The organism is Comamonas sp. Z3, assembly GCF_008121565.1.
GTDB classification, from domain to species: domain Bacteria; phylum Pseudomonadota; class Gammaproteobacteria; order Burkholderiales; family Burkholderiaceae_C; genus Comamonas; species Comamonas brasiliensis.
In genome coordinates this window covers 130,493-143,538 of sequence record NZ_VOQU01000004.1, presented here as the reverse complement: position 1 = coordinate 143,538, position 13,046 = coordinate 130,493, and the positions used below count along the sequence as shown (strand labels likewise).

General features: G+C 51.3%; 9 protein-coding genes. 7 read left to right on the top strand and 2 right to left on the bottom strand.

Annotation, left to right across the window (positions count from 1 at the left end; all coding sequences use genetic code 11):
- The first annotated feature begins 259 nt into the window (after window positions 1-259).
- Together ychF and FSY59_RS12790 are read left to right on the top strand one after the other, a co-directional pair.
- On the top strand, window positions 260-1,354 hold the full coding sequence (ychF, locus tag FSY59_RS12795; protein ID WP_003051453.1) for a redox-regulated ATPase YchF: 1,095 nt from the start codon (window positions 260-262) through the stop codon (window positions 1,352-1,354).
- 193 nt (window positions 1,355-1,547) lie between these two features.
- Complete coding sequence (locus FSY59_RS12790) at window positions 1,548-2,798, top strand: tyrosine-type recombinase/integrase (RefSeq protein ID WP_148729074.1); 1,251 nt, start codon at window positions 1,548-1,550, stop codon at window positions 2,796-2,798.
- Window positions 2,799-2,908: 110 nt separating this feature from the next.
- Here FSY59_RS12790 and FSY59_RS12785 read toward each other — a convergent pair whose 3' ends face one another.
- Window positions 2,909-3,931, bottom strand: a complete 1,023-nt coding sequence (locus FSY59_RS12785) for a hypothetical protein (RefSeq protein WP_148729073.1) — start codon at window positions 3,929-3,931, stop codon at window positions 2,909-2,911.
- A gap of 184 nt (window positions 3,932-4,115) precedes the next feature.
- Here FSY59_RS12785 and FSY59_RS12780 point away from each other — a divergent pair, with 184 nt between their 5' ends.
- The 5 genes from FSY59_RS12780 to FSY59_RS12760 all read left to right on the top strand — a co-directional run bounded on the left by FSY59_RS12780 (window position 4,116) and on the right by FSY59_RS12760 (window position 12,567).
- Entirely contained in the window at window positions 4,116-4,439 is a 324-nt protein-coding gene (locus FSY59_RS12780; RefSeq protein WP_255439398.1) for an AlpA family transcriptional regulator, read from the top strand.
- 266 nt (window positions 4,440-4,705) lie between these two features.
- The gene (locus FSY59_RS12775; RefSeq protein WP_148729072.1) at window positions 4,706-6,025 is read left to right on the top strand and encodes a hypothetical protein; all 1,320 of its coding nucleotides are present in this window, start codon (window positions 4,706-4,708) and stop codon (window positions 6,023-6,025) included.
- 458 nt (window positions 6,026-6,483) lie between these two features.
- Window positions 6,484-9,273: a DNA methyltransferase gene (locus FSY59_RS12770; protein ID WP_148729071.1), complete on the top strand. Its 2,790-nt coding sequence runs from the start codon at window positions 6,484-6,486 to the stop codon at window positions 9,271-9,273.
- Window positions 9,270-11,387 (top strand): DEAD/DEAH box helicase, encoded by a 2,118-nt coding sequence (locus FSY59_RS12765; protein ID WP_148729070.1) that lies wholly within the window; start codon window positions 9,270-9,272, stop codon window positions 11,385-11,387. Before FSY59_RS12770 ends, FSY59_RS12765 begins: the two co-directional genes overlap by 4 nt.
- Window positions 11,380-12,567, top strand: a complete 1,188-nt coding sequence (locus FSY59_RS12760; protein ID WP_148729069.1) for a GIY-YIG nuclease family protein — start codon at window positions 11,380-11,382, stop codon at window positions 12,565-12,567. Before FSY59_RS12765 ends, FSY59_RS12760 begins: the two co-directional genes overlap by 8 nt.
- Window positions 12,568-12,630: 63 nt before the next feature.
- Here the strand turns inward: FSY59_RS12760 and FSY59_RS12755 are convergent, their stop codons facing one another.
- Window positions 12,631-12,957 carry a helix-turn-helix domain-containing protein gene (locus FSY59_RS12755; protein ID WP_148729068.1) on the bottom strand — a complete coding sequence of 109 codons (327 nt, stop codon included), beginning with the start codon at window positions 12,955-12,957 and terminating at the stop codon, window positions 12,631-12,633.
- Window positions 12,958-13,046: the final 89 nt, after the last annotated feature.

Here is a 13,046-nt window from a genome sequence, read left to right as displayed (position 1 = left end):
CATTTTCTCTCTCAAGCCTGCCTTGCGGCGGGCTTTTTGCTTGGCAGCTGCAAGGGCGGTGCAATCTACCGCACAAGAGCAGAGATTGCCGGGTCATTACAATCATGGGCTTTCCGTGGCCAAACCGGGACGAAACTCTGGACGGACAGAGTGCCCAGGGGTCACGCTTCAGAAGAACCAGATTCGCGCCGATGCGGATCGGGCACTTCCGCCACATGGGTGTGGTGCTCGATAGTGCATTGATACATAAGGAAATTCCATGAGCCTCAAATGCGGCATCGTGGGCCTGCCCAACGTGGGCAAGTCCACTCTTTTCAACGCGCTGACCAAGGCCGGCATCGCCGCCGAGAACTATCCCTTCTGCACGATCGAGCCCAATACCGGCGTCGTGGAAGTGCCGGATCCGCGTCTGGATCAGCTCTCCGAGATCGTCAAGCCCGAGCGCGTTGTTCCTGCCATTGTGGAGTTTGTGGACATCGCCGGTCTGGTGGCTGGCGCCTCCAAGGGCGAAGGTCTGGGCAACCAGTTCCTGGCCCACATCCGCGAGACCGACGCCATTGTCAACGTGGTGCGCTGCTTCGAAGATCCCAACGTGATCCACGTGGCAGGCAAGGTGGACCCGATTGCCGACATCGAAGTCATCCAGACCGAGCTGTGCCTGGCCGACCTGGCCACGGTGGAAAAGGCGCTGAACCGCTACAGCAAGGCCGCCAAGTCCGGCAACGACAAGGAAGCCGCCAAGCTGGTTGCGCTGCTGACGCCCATTCAGGCGGCGCTGAATGAAGGCAAGCCGGCTCGCGTGGTGGCCGTGTCCAAGGAAGACGCGCCCCTGCTCAAGCCTTTCTGCCTGATCACCGCCAAGCCCGCCATGTTCGTGGGCAATGTCTCCGAAGACGGCTTTGAGAACAATCCTCTGCTGGATCGCCTCAAGGAATACGCCGAAGCCCAGGGCGCACCCGTGGTCGCCATCTGCGCCAAGATCGAGGCCGAAATGGCCGAGATGGAAGATGAAGACCGCGATATGTTCCTGCAGGAACTGGGCCTGGAAGAACCGGGTCTGAACCGCCTGATCCGTGCCGGCTTCAAGCTGCTGGGCCTGCAGACCTATTTCACCGCCGGTGAAAAGGAAGTGCGTGCCTGGACCGTGCGCGTCGGCGCCACGGCCCCCCAGGCTGCGGGCGTGATCCATGGCGACTTCGAGCGCGGCTTCATCCGTGCCCAGACCATTGCCTTTGAAGACTACATCGCTTTCAAGGGCGAGCAGGGTGCCAAGGATGCCGGCAAGATGCGCGCCGAAGGCAAGGAATACATCGTCAAGGACGGCGATGTGATGAACTTCCTGTTCAACGTCTAACTTCAGACTGTTGTCTCATGCGGTCGCATGAGGTATCGAAAGCCCCGTAAATCAAAGGTTTACGGGGCTTTTTCATTTCCTGTTTGTCTCACGGTGCCTCGTGTTGTCTCGAATGAAAGTGGGTACGATGATGGGTACGCTCACCGCGTACCCATCAGAAAAGTGGGTACGAGGATTTGTAGAGAGAGAAACCATGTTGAATGACACGCAATGCCGTACAGCTAAGCCTAAAGATCGACCTTACAAGCTCAGTGATGACAAGGGGTTGTACTTGGAGGTGAAGCCGAACGGTACCAAGGCTTGGCGCTATCGCTTCAAGCTTGAAAAGGATGGGAAGCTCAAAGAAAGCGTGTTTGCGATTGGTGATTACGGGAGTGCTCCGGCGGGAGAGGCTGTCGAAGCTGCGCAAGCAAGGCGTGCTGGTGGGCGTTTCACGCTTGCTGAAGCTCGCGAGGAACGGCTCAAGGCACGTGGTTTGGTCAAGCAAGGCATCAACCCTGCCCATCAGCGACAGGCTGACAAGATTAAGCGAGTGCAGCAAAGTGCAATCACCTTTGAGGCCGTTGCTCGCGAATGGCTGACCATGAAAGACTGGGAGGACACGACCAAGAAGCGCCGCCTCGACATGCTGCAGCGTGTGGTGTTTCCCAAAATTGGAGTGCTTCCTGTAAAGCAAGTCACATCGGCGCATGTGCTCGATGTTCTGCAAACGGCCCACAAACAGAACGGCCCTTCTGTTGCTGCTGAGGCGCGGCGAACTATGGGTGGGGTCTTTGAACTGGCAATCGCGACGCTGCGCGCGGATATTGATCCGGTGCATCCTGTACGTAAGGCCCTTCCTGCCAACAAAACTCAGCACAAGCGGCCTTTGACTGCAGAAGAAATTGGGCAACTTTTGCGTGACCTAACCAGCCATGGTGGTCGCTACGAGACTATTGGGGCTTTTCGATTGATGTGGTGGACTTTGTGCCGCCCCAGTGAATCGGTGGAGGCTAAGTGGTCGGAGTTCGATCTCGATAAGGCACTATGGAAAATTAGTGCCGAGCGGATGAAAAAGCGTAAGGAGCATGTGATCCCACTGCCGACACAGGCAGTTGAAATGCTGCGTGCCCAAAATGGTTTGACTGGGCACTATGAGCATGTTTTCCCTGGAAGAGATGATCGAAGCAAGCCTATGAGTGTGGCATCTTTTCGGCAAATGCTCCATGTATTAGGGTGGGCAGGGAAATTTAGCCCGCATGCCACGAGAACCACGGGTAGTACACGTCTAAATGAAATGGGCTACCACCCAGATTGGATAGAGCGTCAACTTGCACATATTGAACCTAACTCAGTACGACGCACATATAACCATGCGGATTACCTGTCGGATCGAGCGAAGATGATGCAGAAGTGGGCAAATATGTTGAAGGATTTGGAGAGTGGTGCGGAACCTAAATTCTAGAAATTTGACTAATCGGCGTCATATGGGGTTGAACTGTGAAGGCTAATTCCAGATGTAGATATGTATAAGAGAAAAATGGCGCAAATGCGCCATTTTTTTGGATCTGTTTTCTACTCTTTGAGACTTCTGATTTTATCCGGTGATGTGATTTTTCTGCGTTCTTCGTCATTTTTGTGAGATTGCTGATGGAGAAAAGCATCCCTTTTGCTCTTTATAATTGGCATATTACCTTTGGAATAGCATTTTACAAAATCACCTATAGCTTTTTTGAAACTGCTGATGGTTAAGGTGATCTTGTATTTTTCTACTAATTCTCTATATAGTTCTTCCCGTTTGTTGTTATATTCGCATTTCCCACTGGGGCCGGTTCTTGGTCGTAAGTCTTTAATATAAGATCGCTCAATTTCTTTTTCTATAACTGTTTTTAACTCAGTATATTTGTATTTCCCAATTCCTCGGAAAGGATCTTTTTGTTTTTTACCTTTAGGATTTATTTCTAAAAGTTTAGCCTTGATGATTTTCCATTTTTCTTCAGGAATTGCCTTGCTTTTGTCTTTGAATGCGCCTCTGGATATAAATGCATCTAAAGAATAGCTAGAGTCATTGGAGTTATTGTTTTTTTGCTTTGCTATAAGAACATATTCTCTGCCCTGATTATCCTTCCATTCACAGTAGTTCTCGATGAGGTTGTCTATATCCTCTTGATAGTGCGTGCTTAAATGTATTCCAACTCGCATCCAAAATGCAATGGATAATTTATTGCCCGTTGTGTGGCTTGGTATGGAATCACTTAAATAATCAGTTATTTTGGAAATCCTAGATACCTGACCGAAAGAGATATTGATCTCTTTATCTCGATTGAGATGTTTTTCGGTTGCTTTTAAATCTTGATTTTTGATTAGCCATTCAAGATATTCTTGAGTTTTCGTCGAACGATCTAGAGAAAGCAATACTGTGATGAATTCACTATAGGTCCATTCACTAGCTATAGAAGTATTTATTTTCATAGTATTTGCTAAATATTTAATAACCACAAATGGCTCTGGCGGATAGGAGCCGTGCTGGACACCGCGCACCGCACACCGCACACCGCACACCGCACACCCAGTTTTGCATAGGTGCAAAGTACGCATCCTACCTCACACCTCACACCTCACACCTCACATAGTATCGAGAGGCACGACACCTCATAGGAGAAGGCGTGAGTGGTCTCAAAAACCTCACACCTCACTCAAGGAAACTAGCAATAGCGCCGATTTTTTGAGGTTGCAGAGCGATTTTTTGAAATCTGTAAAGGGTTAGGGCTAGAGCTTCTGTATGTCGCAGATTGCTCGTAGCAGCTGGAGAAATTTCATGGCAAAAAGCCAACTTCCTACCTCTGCACAGCCCGCTCAAAACGATGCCCTTGTCGATGCGAAGGGCCCTCGTATTGACCCCGCATTGTTCGCCTTCGATAGCTTGCCGGATCTCGCTTTTGTGCGCTTGCATACCGTGCAGGCACTGTTTGCGTGCTCACGCGCAACCGTTTGGCGTCGCGTCAAGACTGCAGAAATTCCAGCCCCTGTGAAACTCTCAGAGCGCATAACGGTTTGGCAAGTTGGAGCATTGCGCAAGCGCCTTAAAGAGATGAGTGGAGCCTAATTCGCTGCCTGACTTTTGCATGCGAAAAACTGTAAAAGTCTGCTGCTGAAAAGTTGCATAAATGTCAGATTTATGGCTGATGAATCGGACGAAGCAGCAATTTCAAGCCATGAAGAATAAAAGAAAAGCTGCAGAAATAGTGGTTTAAATGCTGTATCGATAGAGGCGCTAGATCAATGTAGCGGCTGGCTTATTGAGCTAGTAATGATGTAAATATCGTATAGCTATCAAACACCAGTGAAAAACAATTTACGAAGAGAATAGAAATGTGTGACTCGTTTGATTTAATGTTTAATCTTGACCAACTAATTCCAGTTGAGGAAGCTAGTGAACAGTTTGAATTTGAGTGCAAAGTCTCACTGAAAACAGGTCAAGTCAATTATGCAGATATGCTTACACTGAAGTCGCCGATTACGGGTGCTGGCTTCAAGATGATGCCTTGCTTGGATAAGGAAAAGAAATTCCTTGTAGGTTTTCGGGTAAGTATGAATGTGCCAGCATGCGTTATTGGGAATAACGCTTTTGTGCACGTTCTTCCATATGAAGCTGCCAAAATTGCAATGCTGCTTTTGAAGCATTACCTCAAGAACATCGGTGTTAGTCGCAAGAGTCTGACGCTTATCAGCCTGAGTAATGCGGTTATTAGGTTCGTAGACTTTACCTACTTGCTGAAGTGCCTTGATATAGATGATGCAGTGCTTAAGCGTAATGAGTTAGAGGATAGAATCAATGCCCTCTATCATTATTTGTCCACATCATATAGGCAGCATGTGGGTGAAGATGCAGGTCGAACTGTATACTTGAAAATTCGTAACCATCCTTATGTTCGTGCATATGTTAAATATAAGGATATTAAAGAAAAGAAGAAATATGGTTGTGAAGTTGATGTTGATTATTTAGATAGAGCTACGAAAGAGAAAATCTATGAATTGAGCCAACGTGGGCTCCGCATTGAACTGTGCGTCAATGGTGCTTATTTGGAAAAGCTTGAGCCTGGCATGAGCCGCGTTACGGCTTGGAAAGATAAGGCGAAAGCAGATGATGTGATTGGCAAGGTGTTTGAGCATTTTCGTTCTATGCTGCGCTTTGGCGATAACCTTCGCCATAATAAACACCGTCCCAATGACTTGGCTAAGTTTGATCAAAAGACTCAGGATTTTCTAAAGCTCTATTACGTTGGTGCGGAAGGTTCATATGTTGAAGGTCTAACAAAGAGTCAGCGCTATGAACTGAAAAAGAAGATTCTGAAGGTTGCGCGGATCGATCCTACTATTCCGTGGGGAAAGCACAAGCAACTAAAAGCCTGGAAGTGGTGTGTTCAGCCTTCAATGCCGAAAATTTCAAAGAAGTATCCTGACCTATTGCCACATGTATTTAATATGGAGAATATGCCGATTTTTTATGAAAAAATTATACAAGCAGAGGTAAATAAGTTTAATGTCAAAAATAATGGTGGTACTTCAGATATATCAGACTTGATGGGTGATGCCCATGTAGATGAGAAAGAGAAGACAATTAAATCGAAGCCTTATCGTGGTTTTGGAAGTTTGAATATTCCAAATATTTCAAATTTGACTGACGATTGATAGGCGAATTATTTGACTTTGATGGCATGTGACCTGGCGGTTGCATGCCATTTTTTGTTTTGCAGCTTGTCGTTACTTGCTTGACGCAATACATGTCGCAATCCAAGTATTGCGTCATTTGCATTTGGAGGCTCCCAATAGTTCATGGTGCTGAGGGTGTCTGGGTAGTTGGACAAGAGGATTCGGTGCTGTACGAGTACGGTTGCATCGCCCCTGGTGTCGCGGGCCGAGGTTGCTTGAGTCAGGGCACATTCGTGCGCAGGCTGTGCTTGTCTCTGCGCACAACTTCCTTGGCAGACTCAAGACTCTGTTTGCGGTTGCTTCAGCAGGGGCAGTGCACAGGGCTCTTCTGGGGCTTTTCAATCAATGAGATAGCTGCGGAATGCACGCAACCACCGTAGGTTCAGGCGCAAATGCCGGTACCATTCCAAGAGAATGAACTGCTCCCTCCAAAAAATATGAATGCGGTCGAAATCGAGTCAGCCGTATCGGATCTCGCTGCCCAACCCTTTAACGCTGCTGAATTTCCCTACGCCTTCTTAGCGGCCTTTGGCAACAAGGAAACGACGCTAAGAAAGCTTCGCGCGGGCAACAACAACGCCTCGGATGTGCCTGGTGGGGTTCTCCTGCGCAACAACATTCACATTGCGGTGTGCGATGCGGGCACCGTGGGCAACATGCTCCACACTCTGCGAGACAGCCCAGCCACAACCAAGGCAAAAGCCAAGTTCATCCTGGCGACCGACGGTCAGACGCTAGAAGCCGAGGAGTTGATCAGCGGCGAGACTATCGCCTGTGCCTTTGAGGACTTCCCGAATCATTTTGGATTCCTACTGCCGTTGGCAGGTATCTCCACGATTAAGGAGATTAAAGACAACCCTATCGACGTTCGAGCCACAGGGCGTCTGAACAAGCTCTACGTCGAACTGCTGCGTGAGAACCCAGACTGGGCCAAGGAAGAACGTCGCAGCGACATGAATCACTTCATGGCACGGCTGGTGTTTTGCTTTTTCGCCGAAGACACGGACATCTTCAACGGCAAGGGCCTGTTCACCCAGACGGTTGACCAGATGAGCGCGAGCGATGGAAGCAACACCCATGAGGTGCTTTGTCAAATCTTCCGCGCCATGAACATCAAGGTGTCTGAGCGTGCTGACGCCGATCCGCGCCTGCCAAATTGGGCCAACGGTTTTCCTTATGTGAACGGAGGGCTGTTTTCCGGTAGCACCGAGGTGCCGCGATTCACACGTATGGCTCGCACTTACCTGATGCATGCTGGTGCATTGAGTTGGCGGGAAATCAACCCCGACATCTTCGGCAGCATGATTCAAGCGGTGGCTGATGATGATGAGCGTGGTGCCTTAGGCATGCACTACACCAGTGTGCCCAACATCTTGAAGGTGCTTAACCCGCTGTTCTTGGACGACCTGCGAGCCGCGTTGGCTGATGCTGGCGACAACGAACGAAAGCTGCTTAACCTTCGCAAGCGCATGGCCCGCATCCGGGTGTTTGACCCGGCTTGCGGATCGGGGAACTTCTTGGTTATCGCGTACAAGCAGATGCGCGAGATAGAAGCCGAGATCAACCGCCGCAGAGATGAGCTGCACTTGCGAAGCGAGATTCCGCTGACCAATTTTCGAGGCATCGAGCTGCGTGACTTCCCCGCTGAGATTGCACGGCTGGCGCTCATCATTGCGGAGTTCCAGTGTGACGTGCTCTATCGCGGTCAGAAGGATGCTCTGGCCGAGTTCCTGCCGCTGGATGCTCAGAACTGGATCGTCTGTGGGAATGCATTGCAATTGGATTGGTTGGGCGTTTGTCCCGCCACAGGGTTGGATACAAAGCTCGTAGCCGATGACCTGTTTGAGGCCCCGCTTGATCAAGCGCAGATTGACTTCGAGAATGAAGGCGGTGAAACATACATCTGTGGGAACCCTCCTTACAAAGGGAGTAAATGGCAATCCGAAGGTCAAAAAGCCGACCTGGCGAATGCTTGGATCAAGCACCCAAGGCTTGCAAAGACAACTGACTTTGTCACTGGGTGGTTTGCCCGTTTTTTTGACTACCTAGACAAAGTGCCTGACGCTGTAGCCGCGTTCGTGGCAACAAATAGCGTAGTTCAGGGTCAGCAGGCGATTGATGTGTGGCCAGTGGCATTCGCGCGCGACTGCGAGATACGTTTCGCGCATACGTCCTTCAAATGGGCCAATTTAGCTAGTAATAACGCAGGGGTCACGGTCGTTGTAATTGGCCTCGGCAAGAAGTCGTCAAGACCAAAAAGGCTGTTCCAAGATGAACTGGTCAAGCAATGCTCAGCCATTGGCCCATATCTTGTTCCGGATAGCCTGGCGTACGTACAGAAAGCAACTGCACCAATTGGCGAACAATCGACCATGCTGTTCGGCAACATGCCTCGCGATGGCGGGAACTTGTTTCTCGACGGCGACTTAGCACTCAGGATAGGGAGTGAAGATCCAATAGCTCGCGCATTCCTTCGACGGTTTTACGGCTCTGACGAGCTTATCAATGGCAGATTGCGCTACTGCCTCTGGATTGAAGAAGGTGAGGTTGAGAAAGCTCGCAAAAGTGCATTCGTTGCGGATCGGCTCATTCGAGTAGCTGAAAACCGTCGCGAGTCCGACGCTGAGTCCACTCGGCAGTTTGCAGATCGCCCTTACCGATTCGTTCAAATTGCGGGCGTTGCCAGAAAAAACCAAATACTCGTTCCAGGCGTGAGCTCCGAGAATAGGCCATATCTGCCGTGTGACTACTTGACTAAGGAGGCCATTGTCTCCAATAAGTGTTTTGCACTTTACGATGCGCCACTCTGGAATTTGGCGGTGATCGCCTCTCGTCTGCATTGGGTCTGGATTGGCACTGTGTGCGTGCGGATGCGTACCGACTTTTCATACTCCAATACCCTTGGCTGGAACACCTTCCCAGTCCCACTGCTTACCGAACAGAACAAGGCTGACCTAACTCGTTGCGCTGATGACATCCTGCTAGCCCGTGAATCCCACTTCCCCGCCACCATCGCCGATTTGTATGACCCGGAAACCATGCCGGACAACCTGCGTCATGCCCATGAGCGCAATGACGAGGTGTTGGAGCGTATCTACATCGGTCGCCGATTCAAGAACGACACAGAGCGGTTGGAAAAAATGTTCGAGCTGTACACCAAGATGACTGCCGCAGACAAGGCCAAGCCTGCTGCCAAGGCAACCAGAGGGAGGAAGAAAACCGTATGAGCGATCAAGCAAGCAACCCGACTAATGCGTATACCGTGCCATCGGTGTCCATCAACACGGCACGTACTGGCGCGTCGAGCAAGGCCAATGAACTGGGCATGCGTGCCATGCAAGAGCGCGCCTACGCCAAGCGCGGTGAGCAATACCTGTTGATCAAGTCTCCCCCTGCATCCGGCAAGTCCCGTGCCCTGATGTTTATTGCGCTGGACAAGCTGAATAACCAGGGCTTGCAACAGGCCATCGTGGTGGTGCCCGAGCGCTCTATTGGTGGCAGTTTTGCTGATGAGCAACTGACGCAATTTGGTTTTTATTGGGACTGGAAGGTCGCACCTCAGTGGAATTTGTGTAATGCCCCTGGCGGAGATGAGCCACGTGCGGCCAAGTCCAAGGTGGCGGCTGTCCGTGAATTCCTAGCCAGCGATGACAAGGTGCTGGTCTGTACCCACGCCACGTTCCGCTTTGCCGTGGAGGAATTGGGTATCACTGCTTTTGATAACCGCCTGATCGCGGTTGATGAATTTCACCACGTGTCCAGCAACCCAGACAACAAGCTGGGCAGCCAATTGGGTGCCTTCATTGCCCGTGACAAGGTTCACTTGGTGGCGATGACGGGTTCGTACTTCCGAGGGGACAGCGAGGCCGTTTTGGGCCCTGCAGACGAAGCCAGGTTCGAGACGGTGACCTACACCTACTACGAGCAGCTCAACGGCTACCAGTGGCTTAAATCGCTGGACATCGGCTACTTCTTCTATACCGGGGCTTACGTAGATGCGGTCAATAAGGTGCTCGACCCTTCGCTCAAAACCATTGTTCACATCCCCAACGTGAATGCGCGTGAGAGCTTGAAAGACAAGCAGCGCGAGGTGGACGAGATCATGCATGGTCTGGGCACGTGGAAGGGCGTGGACCCCGACACCGGCTTCCATTTGGTCGAGTCCCCACAAGGCCGCATCTTGAAGGTGGCTGACCTTGTTGACGACAGTGATCCGGCAAAGCGCTCTCGCGTGCTGTCGGCACTGAAAGACCCAGCCCATAAAAACGACCGTGACCATGTGGATGTGATCATCGCGCTGGGCATGGCCAAAGAAGGCTTTGACTGGATCTGGTGTGAGCATGCGCTGACCATTGGCTACCGCAGCAGCTTGACAGAAATCGTGCAGATCATTGGCCGTGCAACCCGTGATGCTAAGGGCAAAGAGCGGTCTCGGTTCACCAATCTGATTGCAGAGCCTACCGCTGACCAGTCAGCAGTGGCCGAGGCTGTGAACGACATGCTCAAAGCCATCTCTGCCAGCTTGTTGATGGAGCAGGTTCTGGCCCCCCGCTACGAATTCACACCAAAGAACGCTGGCCCTCAGGAAGGCTTCGATTATGGTGAAGAGGGCTACAAAGAGGGTGGGCACAACATCGGGGTGAACAAGGACACTGGCCAGATTCACCTGGAGATTGCCGGCCTGACCAAACCTGAAACACACGAAGCGACTCGAATCTGCAAGGAAGACTTGAACGAGGTAGTCACAAGCTTTCTGCAAGACAAGACTGCGCTCGAACGTGGGCTGTTCGACAAGGAAAACACGCTGCCCGAGGAATTGACGCAACTGCGCATGGGAAAGATCGTGCGTGAGCGCTACCCAGAGCTGAGCGATGCGGACCAAGAGGCGATCCGCCAGCATGCTATTGCCGCGATGAACATCACCCAGCAAGCGAAGTTGGCTTTGGCTCAGGCAGACGCCAATGGTGGTGGTAGCCAAGGTAGTACCGCATTGATTGACGGTGTGCGTAAGTTTGTCAATGTGAAGGACTTAGACATCGATCTGATTGACCGCATCAACCCATTTGATGCCGCCTACGCAGTGCTTGCCAAGGCCATGGATGAGAAGTCGCTGCGGCAGGTACAGGCTGCCATTGCCGCCAAGAAGGTAAGCCTAACTGAGGAAGAGGCGCGCGACCTTTCCAAGCGAGCTTTGCAGTTCAAGAACGAACGTGGCCGCTTGCCGGACATCAACTCTGCCGATGCTTGGGAAAAGCGCATGGCCGAGGGCGTGGCGGCTTTTGCACGCTATCGTGCATTGGCTAAATCTGCCCAGGCACAAGGAGCTTTGAGCAATGGCTGATATGGATGATGACGATCTGCTGGATGCGCTGGGTGTAGAGGTTACCCCGCTCAAAACTTCCAGCCGTACCCCGCGCGAAGAGCGCATCGTTGCTGGCTTTGAAGACATTCTGCGTTTTCATCAAACTCATGGTCGAGCACCTCAGCATGGTGAAGAACGCGATATTTTTGAGCGGCTTTACGCTGTTCGTTTAGATCAACTACGCAAGTTGCCAGAGGCCCATGCATTGTTGGCAGAGCTCGATATACCCAAGCTGCTAGAAGGCAATCAGGTTCCGGCCGTGGATATTGATGCGCTTGACGAGGATGCATTGCTTGCTGAGTTGGGTATTGCCGAGGAGATGGCAGAGACCGGTGATATCACTGTGCTACGGCATGTCCGGTCCAGTGTGGAAAAACGTGCAGCTGAGGAAGTGGCTGAGCGTAATGCCTGCGAAGACTTTGAGCGATTCCGCCCGTTGTTTGAACAGGTTGAACAGGACCTGAAGTCGGGTGTGAGGAAAACGCTTCGTTTCGGACGTGATGCCAGCGTGGCCGATGGCAACTACTTCATTTTGGGTGGTCAACTTGCCTATGTGGCAGAGGTCGGTGAGACGATCAAGGCACCGAATGGCGACAATGATGCGCGTCTGAGAGTCATTTATGCCAACGGTACTGAAAGCAACCTGCTGCTCCGTTCTTTGCAACGTGCGCTCTATAAAGACGATACAGGTCGGCGGCTGACCGACCCCGATATGGGCCCGTTGTTCAGTGGCGAAGTAGAGCCAGAAGACATTGAGACGGGCACCATTTACGTTCTGCGCAGCAAGTCAGAGCATCCGTTTGTGGCTCAACATCGCGAGTTGATTCACAAAATCGGGGTGACAGGGGGCAAGGTTGAGACTCGGATTGCGGGTTCTGAAAACCAAGCAACATACTTATTGGCTGGCGTGGAAATTGTCGCAACCTACAAGCTTCACAACGTCAACAGAGTGAAGCTGGAAGCACTGTTTCACCGCGTGTTTGGTGCTGCGCAACTAGACCTCACCCTGGAAGACCGTTTTGGCAAGCCGGTGAAGCCGCGTGAATGGTTTCTTGTGCCTTTGCATGTGATTGATGAGGTTGTGCTGCGGATCGTGGATGGAACGCTCACCGATGTGGTGTACGACGTTCAATCAGCCCGCCTAGTTACGACTCAGTAAATCATTTTTCACAATGCAGCCATGCATGGGCTATATATGCCCTACATGGCGTAAACGTATCTGCTACGTGTCTTGGGGAGGCTGGTCAGCAAGAAGCGTTTGAATCCTCAGGCGAACTTCTTCATCAGCCTTTCCGTACTTGAACAACAGTTCAGCAATTTCATCGTCAGTGTCGGCGTAGAAAAACGCCACAGGCACCTTCAGCACCTGAGCCAACTTGCGCACAGTCAGCAAGTCTGGCTTGTGGATGCCAAGCTCATAGCGATTGATGCGCGTGCTCGCCACGAACGCATCGATTCCCGCCTCAATTCCCAGCATCTTTTGCGACAGCCCCGCAGCTAGGCGGGCCTGTTTGAGCCTCGCGCCCCATTGTTCATCCGCGTCGGACATCTCGCACCTTCAAAAGGCTACGAGATTCGTAGTTATGCTTTATTCTCGATACTACGAGTTACGTAGCATTGCTGAGGCAAGAAGCAACT

Coding starts and splice junctions, on each gene's coding strand:
- ychF (WP_003051453.1), top strand. CDS start 260: ATGAGCCTCAAATGCGGCATCGTGGGCCTGCCCAACGTGGGCAAGTCC.
- FSY59_RS12790 (WP_148729074.1), top strand. CDS start 1,548: ATGTTGAATGACACGCAATGCCGTACAGCTAAGCCTAAAGATCGACCT.
- FSY59_RS12785 (WP_148729073.1), bottom strand. CDS start 3,931: ATGCGTACTTTGCACCTATGCAAAACTGGGTGTGCGGTGTGCGGTGTG.
- FSY59_RS12780 (WP_255439398.1), top strand. CDS start 4,116: ATGTCGCAGATTGCTCGTAGCAGCTGGAGAAATTTCATGGCAAAAAGC.
- FSY59_RS12775 (WP_148729072.1), top strand. CDS start 4,706: ATGTGTGACTCGTTTGATTTAATGTTTAATCTTGACCAACTAATTCCA.
- FSY59_RS12770 (WP_148729071.1), top strand. CDS start 6,484: ATGAATGCGGTCGAAATCGAGTCAGCCGTATCGGATCTCGCTGCCCAA.
- FSY59_RS12765 (WP_148729070.1), top strand. CDS start 9,270: ATGAGCGATCAAGCAAGCAACCCGACTAATGCGTATACCGTGCCATCG.
- FSY59_RS12760 (WP_148729069.1), top strand. CDS start 11,380: ATGGCTGATATGGATGATGACGATCTGCTGGATGCGCTGGGTGTAGAG.
- FSY59_RS12755 (WP_148729068.1), bottom strand. CDS start 12,957: ATGTCCGACGCGGATGAACAATGGGGCGCGAGGCTCAAACAGGCCCGC.